Origin of the sequence: Luteirhabdus pelagi (assembly GCF_016827595.1) — a bacterium.
GTDB lineage: Bacteria > Bacteroidota > Bacteroidia > Flavobacteriales > Flavobacteriaceae > Luteirhabdus > Luteirhabdus pelagi.
Window position 1 is genome coordinate 815,182 of record NZ_JAECMS010000001.1, and the last position, 16,571, is coordinate 831,752.

At 43.1% G+C, this 16,571-nt stretch carries 17 protein-coding genes; all 17 read right to left on the reverse strand.

The genetic code is table 11. From position 1 onward, the window contains the following. Positions 1–8: 8 nt before the first annotated feature. The 17 genes from I4Q58_RS03755 to paaE all read right to left on the reverse strand — a co-directional run bounded on the left by I4Q58_RS03755 (position 9) and on the right by paaE (position 16,543). A complete protein-coding gene (locus tag I4Q58_RS03755) occupies positions 9–2,072 on the reverse strand; it encodes an alpha-ketoacid dehydrogenase subunit alpha/beta (protein ID WP_317194041.1) in 2,064 nt (687 codons plus the stop codon). A gap of 89 nt (positions 2,073–2,161) precedes the next feature. Beyond that, entirely contained in the window at positions 2,162–3,427 is a 1,266-nt protein-coding gene (locus tag I4Q58_RS03760) for a dihydrolipoamide acetyltransferase family protein (protein ID WP_236002813.1), read from the reverse strand. Between the two features lie 31 nt (positions 3,428–3,458). Then, entirely contained in the window at positions 3,459–4,055 is a 597-nt protein-coding gene (locus tag I4Q58_RS03765; RefSeq protein WP_203293843.1) for an acyltransferase, read from the reverse strand. Positions 4,056–4,232: 177 nt separating this feature from the next. After that, a complete protein-coding gene (locus tag I4Q58_RS03770) occupies positions 4,233–4,985 on the reverse strand; it encodes an enoyl-CoA hydratase/isomerase family protein (RefSeq protein WP_203293845.1) in 753 nt (250 codons plus the stop codon). Between the two features lie 165 nt (positions 4,986–5,150). Then, positions 5,151–5,462 (reverse strand): GIY-YIG nuclease family protein, encoded by a 312-nt coding sequence (locus tag I4Q58_RS03775; RefSeq protein ID WP_203293847.1) that lies wholly within the window; start codon positions 5,460–5,462, stop codon positions 5,151–5,153. 113 nt (positions 5,463–5,575) lie between these two features. After that, the gene (paaZ, locus tag I4Q58_RS03780) at positions 5,576–8,086 is read right to left on the reverse strand and encodes a phenylacetic acid degradation bifunctional protein PaaZ (protein WP_203293849.1); all 2,511 of its coding nucleotides are present in this window, start codon (positions 8,084–8,086) and stop codon (positions 5,576–5,578) included. Positions 8,087–8,089: 3 nt separating this feature from the next. Further along, positions 8,090–9,295 carry a 3-oxoadipyl-CoA thiolase gene (pcaF, locus tag I4Q58_RS03785; RefSeq protein ID WP_203293851.1) on the reverse strand — a complete coding sequence of 402 codons (1,206 nt, stop codon included), beginning with the start codon at positions 9,293–9,295 and terminating at the stop codon, positions 8,090–8,092. A gap of 85 nt (positions 9,296–9,380) precedes the next feature. Continuing rightward, on the reverse strand, positions 9,381–9,761 hold the full coding sequence (locus tag I4Q58_RS03790; RefSeq protein WP_203294370.1) for a PaaI family thioesterase: 381 nt from the start codon (positions 9,759–9,761) through the stop codon (positions 9,381–9,383). A 41-nt stretch (positions 9,762–9,802) separates the two neighbouring features. Continuing rightward, positions 9,803–10,180 carry a four helix bundle protein gene (locus I4Q58_RS03795; protein ID WP_203293853.1) on the reverse strand — a complete coding sequence of 126 codons (378 nt, stop codon included), beginning with the start codon at positions 10,178–10,180 and terminating at the stop codon, positions 9,803–9,805. Positions 10,181–10,184: 4 nt separating this feature from the next. Continuing rightward, positions 10,185–11,384, reverse strand: coding sequence for a 3-hydroxyacyl-CoA dehydrogenase NAD-binding domain-containing protein (locus I4Q58_RS03800; protein ID WP_203293855.1), 1,200 nt, complete (start codon positions 11,382–11,384; stop codon positions 10,185–10,187). A 24-nt stretch (positions 11,385–11,408) separates the two neighbouring features. Further along, positions 11,409–12,191, reverse strand: coding sequence for an enoyl-CoA hydratase-related protein (locus I4Q58_RS03805; protein WP_203293857.1), 783 nt, complete (start codon positions 12,189–12,191; stop codon positions 11,409–11,411). 197 nt (positions 12,192–12,388) lie between these two features. Next, positions 12,389–12,889, reverse strand: coding sequence for a 1,2-phenylacetyl-CoA epoxidase subunit PaaD (gene paaD / locus I4Q58_RS03810; protein WP_203293859.1), 501 nt, complete (start codon positions 12,887–12,889; stop codon positions 12,389–12,391). Between the two features lie 37 nt (positions 12,890–12,926). After that, on the reverse strand, positions 12,927–13,682 hold the full coding sequence (gene paaC, locus I4Q58_RS03815) for a 1,2-phenylacetyl-CoA epoxidase subunit PaaC (RefSeq protein WP_317194044.1): 756 nt from the start codon (positions 13,680–13,682) through the stop codon (positions 12,927–12,929). A 33-nt stretch (positions 13,683–13,715) separates the two neighbouring features. Further along, complete coding sequence (locus tag I4Q58_RS03820; RefSeq protein WP_203293863.1) at positions 13,716–14,069, reverse strand: four helix bundle protein; 354 nt, start codon at positions 14,067–14,069, stop codon at positions 13,716–13,718. Between the two features lie 44 nt (positions 14,070–14,113). Further along, positions 14,114–14,407, reverse strand: coding sequence for a 1,2-phenylacetyl-CoA epoxidase subunit PaaB (paaB, locus tag I4Q58_RS03825; RefSeq protein ID WP_203293865.1), 294 nt, complete (start codon positions 14,405–14,407; stop codon positions 14,114–14,116). Between the two features lies 1 nt (position 14,408). Further along, complete coding sequence (gene paaA / locus I4Q58_RS03830; RefSeq protein WP_203293867.1) at positions 14,409–15,371, reverse strand: 1,2-phenylacetyl-CoA epoxidase subunit PaaA; 963 nt, start codon at positions 15,369–15,371, stop codon at positions 14,409–14,411. 98 nt (positions 15,372–15,469) lie between these two features. Beyond that, positions 15,470–16,543 (reverse strand): 1,2-phenylacetyl-CoA epoxidase subunit PaaE, encoded by a 1,074-nt coding sequence (gene paaE / locus I4Q58_RS03835; protein WP_203293869.1) that lies wholly within the window; start codon positions 16,541–16,543, stop codon positions 15,470–15,472. Between the last annotated feature and the right edge of the window lie 28 nt (positions 16,544–16,571).

Here is a 16,571-nt window from a genome sequence, read left to right on the forward strand (position 1 = left end):
ACAGAAAATCAATAATCTAATAACTGTTGAAGCTTCGCTTTCACTTTTTCTGTTGAAGGAATCATGGTTTCTTCTAAGGTTGAATTTAACGGAATAGCTGGCATGTTTTCACTACCGATTACCATTACGGGCGCATCTAACTGTTGAAAGCATTCTTCCTGAATTTTCCCCGCCAACGCTCTGGCAAACGTATTTTCTGAAGGTTCTTCGGTTACCACCAGACATTTACCACATTTTTTTACGCTTTTGAAGACGGTTTCGTAATCTAAAGGGTGAAGCGTTCGTAAATCGACAACCTCAACCTGATCCTGGAGCCCAAGTTCGGCTGAAGCATTCATCGCCCAATGCACACCCATTCCGTAGGTGATAATGGTAGCGGTTTCCTCTTCTTCCTGCTTCCAGATTTCCTGCAGCAGCCAAGCCTTTCCAAAAGGTAAAACATAGTCCTCATCAGGTTCGATAGACGTAGCACCTTTGGTTCCTGGAACTTTACTCCAGTACAAACCTTTATGTTCAAAAATAACGACAGGATTTGGGTCGTAATAAGCCGCTTTCATCAGTCCTTTAAGATCGGCGCCATTACTCGGATAGGCAATTTTAAGCCCTCGAATATTGGTTACAACGCTTTCTACGGAAGAAGAATGATACGGACCTCCACTGCCGTACGCTCCGATAGGTACGCGTAGTATCATGGAAACAGGCCATTTTCCGTTGGAAAGATAGCAGCTTCTTGAAACCTCTGTAAAGAGTTGATTCAATCCTGGCCAAATATAATCGGCAAACTGAACCTCAACGATGGGCTTCAACCCTACGGCACTCATCCCAACGGTAGAACCGACGATAAATGCTTCTTGAATCGGCGTATTAAAAACACGGTTATCACCGAATTTCTGTGCTAGCGTTGCCGCTTCCCGGAAAACACCACCCAAACGACCCCCTACATCCTGACCGTATAGCAAGCACTCCTTATGCTTTTCCATCAATTCTTCAATAGCGAAAAGCGCACAATCTACCATGACTACCTTTTCGGCGCCTTCAGGAGATCGATTCCCTTTTTCCTCGGTAATTTCGGTAGGGGCAAAATCGTGGGTAAATAAATCTTCAGGTGAAGGATCTTCGGCTTCAATAGCTTTTTCGTAATCCTGTTGTACTGATTTTTTGATATCGCTTTCCATTCTCGCCAACGCTTCTTCTACAAAACCATTATCAAATAAAAGCCTCTTCAACTTCGGATAGGGATCGCGGGTTTTGGCTTCTTCCAAATCATCGCGATAAAATTCCATTCGTACACCCGAGGTATGGTGATTCAATAGTGGCACTTTTGCATGCACCAAAAACGGTCGACGTTCCTTTCTAATGGTGTTAATTACCTGTTGAAGGGTGTTGTAACTTTCTTCAAAATCGGTTCCATCGATGGTCACGGCTTCCAGTCCATGAAAGCCTGCGGCATATTCAGCAGCATTTTGGGCACGGGTTTCTTCTTCATTTGCTGAAATATCCCATCCATTATCCTGAACCAGATAGAGGATTGGCAATTGTTTTAAGGCCGCCATTTGAAACGCCTCGGCTATTTCACCTTCGGTAACGGAGGCATCGCCTAGGGAACAGACCACCAATGGTAAATCTGAATTCTGAATTTTGAATTCTGAATTCATTGTCTCTTTATACCAAAAACCCATAGCAACCCCAGTCGCGGGAATTGCCTGCATTCCGGTTGCGGAGCTTTGATGTGGAATTTTTGGTTTATCATCATCACGTAAACTAGGATGCGAATAATAGGTGCGTCCGCCAGAAAAAGGATCATCTTTTTTGGCCAATACCTGAAGCATCAATTCGTATGGCTTCATCCCGATTGCCAATAGCATACTGTCGTCACGATAATACGGAAATGCATAATCCTGTGGTTTGAGCTGCATTCCAACAGCGGTCTGAATCACTTCATGTCCGCGCGATGTGGCATGCACGTATTTGGAAACCACCTTAAAATTCTCTTCATATACTTCCGTAAGCGTCTTAGCAGTCACCAAGTTTTTAAATGCTTTTTCAAGTATGTCTTTGTCTATCTTTTTCACTTTGCTAATTTCTAATTTCTTAATCACCTCCGTCAATCACGGAGGTGATTGCCAACTCCCCTGCCTGACCGGCAGGCTTTTTCAGTTATTTAAACGCTCCGATTAGTGTCGAATTGCTCCATATAATCGGCTACTCTTCGCAAGAAGGATCCTGCCAAGAAACCATCTACGATACGGTGGTCGAAGGAAAGGGATAGGTACATCATATGACGGACTTCAATACTATCGCCCTCTTCGCGCTCCATTACCTCAGCACGCTTTTTGATAATTCCTGTAGCCAAAATGGCTGCTTCTGGCTGATTGATAATCGGGGTACCCATTAAACTACCAAACGTACCCACGTTACTAATCGTAAACGTACTCCCCTTGGTTTCGTCACCTTTCAACTTATTGTTTCGCGCTTTATCCACCAACAAGTTTGTGGTGGTAGCCAATTCCTTTAAATCTTTTTTATCAGCTTCATGTACGACCGGAACGATCAAGTTTCCGGAAGGAAGCGCTGTAGCCATTCCGATATTAATGTCTTCTTTTACGATGATATTCTTACCATCAAGGGAAGAGTTAATCATCGGAAAATCTTGAATAGCCTTCGCAACAGCCTCAATGAATAAGGGTGTGAAGGTCAGTTTCTCGCCATGTTTTTCCTGAAATGCCTTTTTGGTTTTGTTTCGCCATTGCACCATTTCGGTAAGATCGGCTTCCACATAAGCGGTGACATGAGGTGCTGTGCTCGCACTGAACACCATATGATCGGCAATCATCTGCCGCATGCGATCCATTTCCACGATTTTGCCCCTTCCCTTATCGAACTTCAGGTCCGGCACCTGAAATCCTGAAACTTCTGGTACAGGCTGTGCATACTTATACGGCCTACCTTCTTCAAGGTACTGCATGACATCACTTTTACGGATTCGTCCGTCCTTTCCAGTTCCAGGAATTCGGGCCAATTCCTCAAAACTAATGTGGTGCTGCCGTGCGATGGCTTCCACCAATGGTGAAATGAAGACATTATCATTTACCTTAAAGGTTTTTGCTGAAGTAATTTCAGTAGGAGACGCTATTTTCGGTGCTGCTTTCTTCTTTTTAGCAGACTTTTCTTTTTTAGATGAAGAAGGTGACGCCGACTTTTTCTTCGTACCGCCTTCTTGAAGCTCTAGGATAGCGATGGTGGCTCCAATTTTCACGACATCATTTTCTGAAGCCTTATGACTGACCATCTTACCATCGGCGGGAGCCGGAACTTCATTATCGACCTTATCGGTAGCCACTTCAACTAAAATATCTCCTTCCTCGAACGAATCGCCCTCGGCCACCATCCATTGAATAATGGTTCCTTCAGTTATGCTTTCGCCCATTCGGGGCAATTTAAATTCCTGCGACATTTCTTTATTTTCTCTTTATCTCCTGTAATGTTTTATAAAAATCTTCTTGTATCGGTCGGTCGACTGGTATTTCTCGCAATGGGTCCACTTCTCGAAGCGACTCATGGCAATCGGATGGCAATTGTTGGTATAGTTTGGTGCCAGCTGTTTTCCAATCGATCATTTCATCGGAAACATCCTTAATCGCTTTGGCCGGATTCCCAACAATCAATTTGCGAGCGGGAAACTTTTCTTCTGCTTTCACAAAGGCCATTGCCCCAACAATACACTCATCGCCTATTTCCGCATCATCCATAATAACGCTATTCATCCCAATCAAGCAATTTTTTCCAAGATTGGCACCGTGAATGATAGCACCATGTCCGACATGGGCACTTTCCTTCAAAACGATACTCTTTCCAGGAAACATATGTACAGTACAATTCTCTTGCACGTTTACCCCATCTTCCAAAATTATTTCACCCCAATCGCCACGGATGGCAGCGCCTGGACCGATATAACAGTTCTTTCCTATAATAACATTACCGGTTACAGCTGCTAATGGATGCACAAAGCTGCTTTCATGAATTACGGGAATATGACTTTTAAATGAGTATATCATAATTTTATGTTCATTTCTTTTGCTCGTCCAAAAGAAACGAACCAAAGAAAAAGACGCCTTTTCTAAGGAATTTTTCAGTATCCTGAAAACCGACTTCAAAACTTTGCGGAACTTCGTTCCTGAATCTCAAAGCTTTTGAAGCCATATTCTTCAGAAAAGGATTTCAATAATTAAATATTACTTAAATCGTTCTAGTTTTTTTTTGGTGAACTCACTTAAAACCAAACGCCCAGATATTTCAGCCCGTTCTTCCAAGAGCTCATCCCAATTTTCAGTACCGCTCCAGAACACTTTCTTCATTTCCTTCATAGCTTCTGGATTATAAGTACACAGATGCTCAGCAAATTCCTGAACAGCTTTATCCAGTTCTTCTGTTGAATCGTATACCTGTGCATACAGTCCTTTTTGACGTGCCCATTCGGGATCGTAAAAGGTATTGGCATCGATTGCGATTTGGCTCATACCGGTCAGTCCTAATTTTCGTTCCACCGCTGGTCCAACCACAAACGGACCGATCCCGATATTCAATTCGCTAAGTTTTATGGACGCATATTTTGTTGCCATGCAATAATCGACTGAAGAAGCCACGCCTACACCGCCGCCAACAGCTTTACCTTGCACTCTTCCGATGATAAACTTCGGACATTTTCGCATGGCATTGATGACGTTGGCAAATCCCATAAAGAATTTCTTTCCGGTTGTTTCATCTTCAATATTGATCAACTCGTTGAAACTGGCTCCCGCGCAGAAGGTTCTGTCGCCTCCGCTTTTCAGGATGATGACTTTCACTTCTTCCTTCTGACCGACATCGGTAATCGTGTTTGCCAATTTTGCGAGGATGTCACCGGGCAGGCTGTTATGCGCTGGGTGAAAGAACTCTATTGTTGCAATTCCTTTGGTTATCGTTTCCTTTACGTATGCTTCGTTCATATACTTTATTTCTTCTGGTCGATGCGGACCTGTTCCGCATCCGTTTTAATTATATGTTCAATGCGCACTTGTTGCGCATTCGATATATTTTCTCTGGTCGATACGCCCGCCTGCCCTGTCTACCGACAGGCAGGCGGCGGGGCAGGGACTTGTTCCGCATCCGCTTCAATCATAGCTCCTCTCATATTTCTTCAAATCCCACTCCGCGCTCAAATCAACCCAATCAGGATTCATCTTATTGATGATATTTATCTTCCATTCCCGCTTCCACTTTTTGATGGTCTTCTCTCTTCTGATGGCAATTCTCACATCACGGTGAATTTCATAATATACCAACTTTTTAATGTTATAGTGACCAACATGGGTTCCAAAAGTTGCCCTTTTATGCTCACTCATTCGGCGATACATATTGTTCGTTACACCAACATAAAAAATATGATTTCGATCATGGGTTAGTATGTAGGTGTAGTATTTCAATTTTTGTCTTTTTGTTTTAAGCGCTCTCCCTGCGGCAGACAGGCGCGAGGACTTTGTCTTAATTTCAGACGTTTGCGCAATAAATGCGCAAAGACTTTTTCATTATACATTATTTACAGCAATCCAAACTGCTCAAAATGGTGATTGAGATGCTTTCGCTCCAGCAAATACCATTCGTATTTATTCATACTGCCAAAAACTGCGTTTTTGTTCTTTGCGTCCGGATTATTTTTAAAGAATTCTAAATATTCTTCACGTGCTTCCTTCAATTTCTTTTTAGCGTCTTCTAAGGATTCATGTTTCAGATTCGGCATCTTCCCTTCCTCATACAACGGAAAATTATATTCCCTTGGCATCTTTTCATAATTATATAAGGTTGCATGAACCTTGTCGAGTACTTTTTCCGGGGTTGCAATATCAAAATCCTGAATCTCTCCAGAGGCGATGCGATAGGTGTACTCCAAATGCTCCACCATCTGCTGCGCTGTCATGGCACCCCATTTTGGCTTCGTATCTTCTGAAAGTTTTTCGAGATAACTATCGATAGTTTCAGAAGTCATTTCCACAAAGGTGTCCTGCTTTTTCTGAACCATCGTTAGAATGGTTGCGATGGCCACCAATGGTTCCTGGTCTTCATCTGGTTCAGCATCGAAAACCTCTACAAACCACTTCACAATTCCTGATGGTAATTCTGTACCCTTTTGTTCACGATCGACTTTCTCTTTACAGGTAAGTCGCACGTAAATCGTGTCATTATGATATAAGGGACGAAGAAAACGAATCTCTTCCAACCCATAGTTCGCTGCGACGGGACCCTTGTTCGGATAGACAAACAATCCTGCTGCCGCCGAAATAATAAAATAGCCGTGCGCCGTTCGTTTTTCAAAAATACTTCCTTCCAACGATGTGATATCGGTATGGGCGTAGAAATGATCCCATGTCAAATTACCAAAGTTGATAATGTCAGTATCTGTTAATGTACGCTTATGGGTTTCAATCGACATTCCCGCTTGGATGTCTTCCCAATGATAGGCGAACGGATGTTTCTCTGCTTCCTTGTAGGCTGCTTTCGGCTGATAAATACCCGTTACCTCGGTCAACGTGGTAGGCGACCCTTGAATGGCACAGCGTTGCAAGTAATGCTTCACACCACGAACACCTCCCATTTCTTCGCCGCCTCCGGCACGTCCTGGACCACCGTGAATCAAGTTTGGTAAAGGAGAACCATGTCCGGTACTTTGCTTGGCACTTTCTCGGTTTAGAATTAAGATTCGACCGTGATGTGTGGCTGCGGATACCGTATATTCTGAAGCGATGGTATCATCATTAGTTACTATGGAACTGACAAGAGAACCTTTCCCCATTTTGGAAAGCTGTATTGCTTCTTCCAGCGACTTGTAGGGCATTAGTGTGCTTACTGGCCCGAAGGCTTCCGTTATATGTGCGGCCTCATTTTGAAGCGGATTGTCTTCACGAAGTAAGATCGGCTTTAAGAACGCTCCTTTTTCGGCATCGGCTCCAATCGTTTTCACATCTTCAAAATCGCCATACACGATGTTAGCGGTTTCAGAAATCTTTTGAATCTGTTGTTTCACTGCTTCTCGTTGTTCGGTATCGACCAAACTTCCCATTCGGACTTCTTTCAGGCGTGGATCGCCAATTGTGACTTTATCAAGCGCCTTTCCAAGTGCAATCTGTACATCTTCAACCAATTTTTCAGGAACAATGATGCGTCGAATAGCGGTACATTTTTGTCCGCATTTCACGGTCATTTCATTTCGAACCTCCTTGATAAATAAATCGAATTCGGGTGTTCCTGGAGCGGCATCTTCACCTAAAATAGAGGCATTCAGACTATCAGCCTCCATGGTGAAGGGAACCGATTCTTCTAATAATTGTGGATGCTTCTTCAGCATTTTTCCGGTGGAAGCAGAACCTGTAAAGGTCACCACATCTTGCGACTGAACCGTATCGAGAATATTTTTAGCGGTACCCGATATAAGTTGAATGGAACCCTCCGGTAAGATACCTGAAGCGATGATTTCCTTTACCACCGCTTCGGTTAAATACGCCGTTTGAGGTGCTGGCAATACCACTGCCGGCATTCCGGCCATCCAATTCACGGCACATTTCTCCAACATTCCCCAAACTGGGAAGTTAAAGGCATTAATGTGAACTGCCACTCCTTCTCTTGGCACCATAATATGATGTGCCATAAAGCGTCCGCCACGCGATAGGTCGATGGGATCACCTTCCACATGAAAAGGTTTATTGGGAAATAATTTTCGAAGGGAAGCATTGGCAAAAACGTTTCCGAAGCCACCTTCAATATCGATCCAACTATCGATTTTGGTCGCACCCGTACGATAGCTTATCTCATAAAATTTATTCTTTTTTTTGGTAAGGTGAAGTGCGAGCTTTTTCAATAGCAGGCCTCGTTCCTGAAAGGTCATTTTGCGAAGGGCATTACCTTTTTCCCTTCCGTATTGAAGAATGGAAGGAATATCCAACCCTTCAGTTGTTACACTGGTGAAGACTTCACCGGTAATGGAATCCTTTATAGGACGACCTTCCCCTTGACCATCGGTCCAATTTCCTAAAACGTAATGTTGTGTTTTCGTCATCGCTTATACTTTTTCGATTATCGCTGCATACCCTTGTCCGACCCCTACACACATGGTAACCAACGCATACCGCTTGTTCTGTTTTTGAAGTTCCAAGGCGGCGGAATAGGCAATTCGCGTTCCGGTAACACCTAGTGGGTGACCGATTGCGATGGAACCGCCATTTGGATTGATGCGCGGATCATCATCTTTTAATCCCCATTCACGAATACAGGCCAAGGCTTGGGAAGCGAAGGCTTCATTTAGTTCAATTACATCTATATCATCCATCGTTAACCCCGCTTTTTCTAAGGCTTTATTTGAAGCTTCCACTGGTCCGATTCCCATGATTCTGGGCTCCACTCCCACCACTGCAGAACTCACGAAGCGCGCTATTGGTTTCAAACTATATTTTTCCACGGCTTCTTTCGACGCGATAATCGTAGCTGCTGCACCATCGTTCAAACCAGAGGAATTACCAGCGGTGACGCTTCCCTCCTTCCGAAAGGCAGGGCGTAACTTTGCCAAGATCTCTTTGGTGGTATTTGGTTTTATAAATTCATCTTGGGAGAAGATGATGGGGTCTTTTTTTCGCTGCGGAATCTCAACAGGCACGATTTCTTCTGAAAGTCGACCATTTTCCTGTGCTTTTGCCGCTTTCATCTGACTGTGATAGGCAAAGGCATCCTGGTCCTCACGGGTAATGTTGTGCTTTTCGACTAAGTTTTCGGCAGTAACACCCATGCCGTCGGTGCCGTATAGATTGTGCATTTTCTTATTGACGAATCGCCACCCGAAGCTACTATCATACATCTTGGCATCGGTACCGAAGGCTGAAGATGGTTTTGCAATGACGTAGGGTCCGCGTGTCATATTCTCGACACCGCCTGAGATAAACAGATCACCATCGCCAGCCTTGATAGCGCGATTGGCATGAATCATAGCGGAAAGGCCGCTGCTGCACAGTCTATTGACTGTTTCACCGGGCACGGTGACTGGCAGTCCTGCCAGCAGCAGCGCCATACGAGCGACATTTCTATTGTCTTCACCCGCCTGATTGGCGCAGCCCATGATAACATCGTCAAAGGCTTCTTTTGGAATGTTCGGATTTCGTTTTACGATTTCGGCGATGACATGCGCCGCCAAATCATCGGTTCGAATGGTACTGAGCGTACCTTTATAGTTCCCGATGGGCGTTCGGATGCCGTCGATTATATATGATTCTTTCATAGTTAATTTTTTAGTTCAATCTTCACCCCTTCCGTCAGTCAAAGACTGACATCTTCCCCTTCGAGGGGAAGGAGCAGGGTGCTATTTATTCTTCCCAATCTTTTGAGGTGCGGTATACCACACCTTTAAACAAAGCTACCAATTCTTCGCCTCTTTTCACCTCCACCACATTAAAGCCTAGCTTTCGATTCGCCTTTTCGATGACACTTTCGGCTATCAAATAGTCTCCTTCATTCAAGGCTTCAATATGATTAATGCTTGTTTCAATAGAAACTGCAAACTTCCCGTGGGTGTTGGCTGCAAAACCGAAAGCCGTATCGGCCAAGGAGTAACTGATTCCGCCGTGTGCTTTCTGCATACTGTTCAACATTTCCTTTCGGATGGTCATTCCAACTTTGCAACGGCCTAGTTCCACTTCCAAAATTTCGATTCCTAGCCACTTACTAAATGGATCTAATGAAAGCATTCGCTTTGGTATTAGGTCGTAGGCTATAGGTTTTAGGTTACTCACAATTCAATTCTCTTTTTAATTTTAGCTCTTAGCGTCGATATCATTTTTGAAAGTTCATAGCATTCCTTTCTCAATTCTTCACTTTCTATTTCAGAAATAGAATTTCTTAGAAAAGCTTTTGTTATACAGCTTACACATTCATTTAAACTAAACCAAGAAAGCCCCAGAAACTTATGAAATTGAGCATTACTACCAGCAGAACCTTCAGCAATATTAAGCGCAATAGAATCTGCCGCTCGCTTAAATTGTGAAGTCAATTCAAAACGTTCATCCTTGGGAAACTTTTTAGCAATAAAATTTACCGATTCACCAAAACTTATAGCTTTTTGGTAAATCTTCAAATCCTCGAAACGAAACGTATATTTTGAATCCATTTTCCTATTCCCTATTACCAAAAAACCTATCACCTTTGCGCTGCATTTCTCTCAGTTTCGGCGAACAGCGATACCTATCTTCCCGATATTTATCATACAGTCCATCCAATTTTTTAACGCACCAATCGATTCCTTGCGCGTCGGCCCATTGCAACAATCCTTTGGGGTAGTTCACCCCTTTTGTCATTGCATTGTCAATATCCTCGGCCGAGGCGATGTTCCAAAATAGGGCATCTGCCGCTTCATTGATAAGCATCACCAATATCCGATCGAATACTTTCTGCCCCAAGGCTGTGTCAAAAGTATCCTCCAAATTTTCCGGAAGAACAGGTTTTCCATCCTTATATTTATAATAACCACGACCTGACTTTCGGCCTAGCCAACCGGCTTCTGCCATTCTCTTTTGGGTGAAGGAAGGTTTGTAGCGCGGATCGTAATAGAAGGCTTCAAAAACCGTTTCAGTTACGGTATAATTCACGTCGTTCCCGATAAAATCCATTAATTCGAAAGGTCCCATTCGGAAGCCTCCAATCGATTTCATGGCCCAGTCGATGGTCGCGAAACCTTCGGTTCCTTCCCCTACCATGCCTTCTTCATAAATACGAAGCGCTTCACCATAAAAGGGACGCGCTACACGATTTACGATAAAGCCAGGCGTATCCTTAGCGATCGCAACAGTTTTTTTCCAGTTTGAAATGTTCATTTGAACCTTTCGAAGTACTTTATCTGATGTTTGAACCGCCGGAATTACCTCTACCAATTTCATAAGCGGTGCGGGATTGAAAAAGTGAATCCCAACACATCGTTTTGGTCTTTTGAGTGAAGCTGCTATAGAGGCAATCGACAACGATGACGTATTTGAAGCGATGATACATTTTTTGGAAACATAGCTTTCTAACTCCTGAAACACCTTCATTTTTATGTCGAGATCCTCGATGATGGCTTCAATCGTCAGTTCGCTATCTGAAAGTTCTTCGAGTGAATCGACATAAGCGATATTCCCTTGAATTCTATTCTTTTCTTCTGAATCAATTCTTCCTTTTTCGATTAGTCGATTCAGGATTTTATCTAATGCCTTTTCAGCTTTCTCCAGTGCTTCAGGGTTTTTGTCGAAAATCTTTACCGTACAACCAGCAGTTGCTGCTACCTGTGCGATACCGCTTCCCATGGTTCCTGAACCGATAATTCCAACGTTTTTAATCATATACTTCTATTGGCTTTTGCTTTATTATTTTCCTTTGAAATTAGGTTTTCGTTTGTTTACAAATGCATCGACCCCTTCGGCATAATCTTCACTTTGAGCCGCTTCAATCTGCAACTTGCTCTCCATATCTAATTGTGCCCCTAAATCATTTGTCATCGACTGGTTCAACAATCGCTTTGTCATACCCAATGCTTTGGTAGGCATATTGGCCAGCGTTGACGCTATTTTTTCCGTTTCTTCTGAAAGGGTATCAGCTGAAACCACCTTATATACCATCCCAATCCGCTCAGCCGCTTCGGCAGAAACCTTATCGCCTAACATCATCAAGGCAGAAGCTTTTTGAAAACCGATCAATCGTGGCAGAAAGAATGTACCAGCACTATCGGGAATTAATCCGATTTTACTGAAGGCCTGAATAAAACTCGCTCCTTCAGAAGCAAGCACAATGTCACAAGCCAATGCAATATTCGCTCCCGCACCAGCAGCTACGCCATTCACAGCGGCCACAATAGGTTTTTCAATAGAACGAATTCTGGAAATAATAGGATTGTAATGTTCCTCCAATATTTTTTTGAAGCCGGGATTTAATTCTGGAGTGGTAACTTCCTTTAAATCCTGTCCGGCACAAAATGCTTTTCCTTCTCCAGTGATGACGATTGCTCTTACTTCATCATTCTTTTCTGCTTCATCTAAAGCATCCTGAAGCGCTAATGCCATTTCACGATTAAAGCTATTGAAAACGTTGGGACGGTTTAAGCGGAGGGTCGCTATGTTGTTTTTTATTTCGTTGGTGATTGATTGGCTCATAATTTATATTTTATCATTCATTTCTTTTGCTTGTCCAAAAGAAACGAATCAAAGAAAAAGACACCTTTTCCTAGGAATTTTTCAGTAAAACTGAAAACCGTTTTCAAAACTTCGCGGAGCTTTGCTCCTGGATCTCGAAGCTTTTGAAAACTATTCTTGGGAAAAGGACATATTCCATTTTTAAAACAATTCTGTTCTTATTTTAGGCATTTGAAATAATCGAACGGTTCTTGGCAGTCATCACATTTGAATAATGCTTTACAGGCGGTAGATCCAAACTGACTGACCAAATGGGTGTTGGTACTGCCACAATTAGTACATTTCACCACTTTTTTTTCACCCAATAAAGCATCCTTGTCGGCTGTTTCCTCAAGTGGTGCAGCAATACCATATTCTTCCATCTTTCGCTTTCCAGCTTCGCTGATCCAATCCGTGGTCCATGCAGGTGACAGTACTAATTGAACTTTCACTTGTATTCCCTTTTCCCGAAAAGCTGTCTTTAAATCGTCGCTCATTACGTCCATAGCCGGACAGCCGGAATAGGTTGGTGTCAATTTTATGCGCACTACACCATCTTCTTCAACGGCTTCACGTATTACACCCAAATCCAATACCGACAACACAGGAATTTCCGGATCGGAGACGGACTCCAGGATCGGAATTAAATCTGTTTGTATGTTTGGTTTTGTTTCGGTCATAATAAAAACCCCTCGACTGCGCTCGGGGAGACAGTAGCTACCATTTCATATCTGGAAAGGCGCGTTGCATATATTGAAGATCTGAAAGCAAATACCCCATATGTTCCGTATGGATGCCTTCTTTTCCTCCTTTTTGAAAATATTTTCGTTCGGGTACTTCAAGGGTTGCCTCTTTCAATACTTCGGAAACAGCTTCGTAATAGGGTTCTTTTAAGGCTTCCAAATCGACACCAACACCTTCCGTCACCATCGCCACATCGGCTTCTGTCATCTGAAATAATTCGTTAGTATAGCGCCATAGATTGTTCACAGCTTCTTGAATTTTAGTATGACTTTCCTCCGTTCCATCGCCTAAGCGTTTGATCCAATCGCTGGAAAAGCGTCGATGATAGCTTGCTTCCTTGATTCCCTTTTTGGCAATGGCTGCTAGCGTTTCGTCCTTACTGATTTCCAATTCTCTTAAAAACATCAAGTGAAAGACATCGAATAAAAATTGTCGTGCCATCACATATCCAAAATGCGTATTGGGTTGTTCTACCAACAGCACATTACGATATTCCCGTTCTTTTCTTAGAAAGGCAATATCATCCTCTGTTTTCTCTTCATCAAATAGACTTGCGGCGTATTGAAAATAACTACGGGTTTGTCCAATAAGATCCAAGGAAATATTTGTTAGTGCGATATCGGTCTCCAGACTCGGTCCGTGTCCGCAAAGCTCTCCCAAACGCTGCCCGAGGATTAGGTTCGTATCCGCGATTGTAAGTATATAGTGATATAAGTTTTGGTTCATAATTTTTGAATTCGAAATTGAAATTGAAATCGAATGTTATCCCAGATTTTTGATCCTTGTAACGATAATTCGAATCAACTGATCGTTTTCATCTTTTAGCCCAATTAACAGACTCTCGTCTATTAAGGATGCTTTTGTTTGTATATTCAGATTATGCAGCGATTCACGCAATTCTTTCAAGCAAATTCTCAATTTATTTATCTTGTCCTTGTTCGTCCCTGCCCCAAGTACTTCACCATAATTCAGTGCTGCTGAACAGGCAGAGCGAATTAATTGTTCCGCTAAATAACGTTCTGCAAATGAAACTGCTTTTCCGTTGTATAGTTGAATAATTTCAGCGGAAAAATCTTCCAAACGTTCACTTAAATCATATTTTTTATCTCCTCCCATAGCTTCAGATTCAAGTTCAAGTTCGATTTTGAATTCTACAGCTTCTACATATGCTTCACCTCATCGGGAAGGTCGTAGAATGTCGGGTGACGATACACCTTATCTTGTGCTGGCTCGAATAGCTCGCCGTTGTCGGAAGGATTGCTAGCTGTAATATGCTTACTTTCCACAACCCAAATGCTGACGCCCTCATTTCGCCTTGTATACACGTCACGGGCATTTTCCAAGGCCATTTCGGCATCGGCGGCATGTAAACTTCCGAAGTGGCGATGTTCCAATCCATTTTTACTTCGGACAAACACTTCCCATAAAGGCCAATTTTTCTTTTTATCGCTCATATTAGCTTGCTTTTTTGGTCGTTGCTTTTCGCTTCTCTTGTTTATCGGCATAGGCCATCGCTGCATCGCGAACCCATTCTCCTTCTTCCCATGCATTCACTCGGGCATCCAAACGCTCTTTGTTGCAAGGGCCATGGCCTTTTACTACTTGCCAAAATTCATCCCAGTCGATTTCACCAAAGTCATAATGACCGCTTTCTTCATTCCATTTCAAGTCGGGATCGGGAACGGTGATTCCCAAAATATCCGCTTGCGGAACGGTTTGGTCGATAAACTGCTGACGCAATTCATCATTGGTCTTACGCTTCAATTTCCACTTCATCGATTGTTCCGTATGCGTACTTTCAGCATCGGTAGGTCCGAACATCATCAAGCTTGGCCACCACCAGCGATTCAAGGCATCCTGTGCCATCGCTTTTTGCTCTTCGGTACCATTGCAAAGAGTCAACATGATTTCATACCCCTGGCGTTGGTGGAAACTTTCTTCCTTACATACTCTTACCATGGCTCTGGCGTATGGACCAAAGGATGTATTGCAAAGTGGCACCTGATTAATAATCGCTGCGCCATCTACTAACCAACCAATAGCGCCGATGTCGGCCCATGTAATTGTTGGATAGTTGAATATTGAAGAATACTTCGCTTTTCCTGAATGCAACTGCTCGTACAATTCTTCCCTGGAGATTCCCAAGGTTTCACATGCGGAGTATAAATACAATCCATGTCCTGCCTCATCCTGAACCTTTGCCAACAAAGCGGCTTTCCTTCTAAGGGAAGGTGCTCGCGTAATCCAATTCCCTTCTGGCAACATCCCTACAATTTCGGAATGGGCATGCTGGGAAATCTGACGAATATGGGTCTGCCGATATTTTTCCGGCATCCAATCCTTAGGTTCGATCTTTTCATCACGCGCGATGCGTGCTTCAAACAACTCTTCCAAATTCTTTACTTCGGTATCACTCATATTATATGTTTTTTTACATCCTCACCCCAACTTTTTGGCCTTCCTCTCCTTCGAAACTCCGTCGTCGGAGGCCATAAAAAGGAGAGGGGAGCGAGCTGTTAAACGTCAAAATCTACTGTTACTTTTTCACTGGTCGGTACTGCTTGGCAGCTCAATACAAAATTTTGTGCCACCTCATCTTCTTCCAAGGCATAATTGATTTTCATTTCAACACTACCTTCCACTATCTTACATTTGCAGGTACTGCAAACGCCTCCTTTACAGGCAAAGGGCAAATCGGCTCCCGCGCTTAAAGCGGCATCCAATATATTGTCGAAATCCTTGGTCATGGTGAAATTGAATTCCTTTCCGCCATCGACAATGGTTAAATCGACCCCTTCAACATTCTGCTTGGCCAATCGTTCGGCTCGTTTTTTATCTTCTTCTGAAAGCCCTGTCACGAACAATTCAAAATGAATCAAACGCTTCGGCAATCCAGCCTTTTCCAAATAATCGGCTACGAAGTGAACCATTTTTTCCGGTCCACAGAGGAATACTTCACTAGTGTCTGGAATATCGATAAACGTATTCGTCAACACGTCCATTTTAGCATCATCAAACCGACCATTAAACAACTCGATATCGCGCTTTTCACGGGTAAGGAAATAATAGATTTCCAACCGACCAAAATAGCGGTTTCGAAGTTGTTCCAATTCTTCCTTAAAGATAATGGATTTCGCTGTCTTATTCACATAGAACAGCTTACAGGTAGCATTCGGCTCCATGGCCAAATGCGTCTTGATCATCGATAAAACAGGTGTAATTCCACTACCGGCTGCAAAAAAAAGATAATTTTTTTCTTTCTCTGGTGAAACATCTACGCCGAACATCCCACTAGGCTCCATCACTTCCAGCGTATCACCAGCTTCTAGGGTTTCGTTGACAAAAGTTGAAAACTTCCCTTCGGGTATTTGCTTCACGGCTACTTTCCATTCACCATCCTCCGGACTGGAGCACAAACTGTAACTCCGACGAATATCCTCGCCATCGATATCCTTTTTTAAGGTTAAATGCTGTCCTTGGCGAAATTTGAAATTTTCGCGTAGTTCCTCTGGAACACTGAAGGTAATAACCGAACAATCATCGGTTTCCTTATAAACCTCCTTAACGGTAATGGGATGAAATGCTGCCACGTATGTTTAGTCGTATTAGAGACACAAA

What these genes read in the sequence shown, in the direction of transcription:
- I4Q58_RS03760 (WP_236002813.1), bottom strand. Translation starts at nt 3,427, where the DNA reads ATGGGCGAAAGCATAACTGAAGGAACCATTATTCAATGGATGGTGGCC.
- I4Q58_RS03765 (WP_203293843.1), bottom strand. Translation starts at nt 4,055, where the DNA reads ATGATATACTCATTTAAAAGTCATATTCCCGTAATTCATGAAAGCAGC.
- I4Q58_RS03770 (WP_203293845.1), bottom strand. Translation starts at nt 4,985, where the DNA reads ATGAACGAAGCATACGTAAAGGAAACGATAACCAAAGGAATTGCAACA.
- paaZ (WP_203293849.1), bottom strand. Translation starts at nt 8,086, where the DNA reads ATGACGAAAACACAACATTACGTTTTAGGAAATTGGACCGATGGTCAA.
- pcaF (WP_203293851.1), bottom strand. Translation starts at nt 9,295, where the DNA reads ATGAAAGAATCATATATAATCGACGGCATCCGAACGCCCATCGGGAAC.
- I4Q58_RS03790 (WP_203294370.1), bottom strand. Translation starts at nt 9,761, where the DNA reads ATGCTTTCATTAGATCCATTTAGTAAGTGGCTAGGAATCGAAATTTTG.
- I4Q58_RS03795 (WP_203293853.1), bottom strand. Translation starts at nt 10,180, where the DNA reads ATGGATTCAAAATATACGTTTCGTTTCGAGGATTTGAAGATTTACCAA.
- I4Q58_RS03800 (WP_203293855.1), bottom strand. Translation starts at nt 11,384, where the DNA reads ATGATTAAAAACGTTGGAATTATCGGTTCAGGAACCATGGGAAGCGGT.
- I4Q58_RS03805 (WP_203293857.1), bottom strand. Translation starts at nt 12,191, where the DNA reads ATGAGCCAATCAATCACCAACGAAATAAAAAACAACATAGCGACCCTC.
- paaD (WP_203293859.1), bottom strand. Translation starts at nt 12,889, where the DNA reads ATGACCGAAACAAAACCAAACATACAAACAGATTTAATTCCGATCCTG.
- I4Q58_RS03820 (WP_203293863.1), bottom strand. Translation starts at nt 14,069, where the DNA reads ATGGGAGGAGATAAAAAATATGATTTAAGTGAACGTTTGGAAGATTTT.
- paaB (WP_203293865.1), bottom strand. Translation starts at nt 14,407, where the DNA reads ATGAGCGATAAAAAGAAAAATTGGCCTTTATGGGAAGTGTTTGTCCGA.
- paaA (WP_203293867.1), bottom strand. Translation starts at nt 15,371, where the DNA reads ATGAGTGATACCGAAGTAAAGAATTTGGAAGAGTTGTTTGAAGCACGC.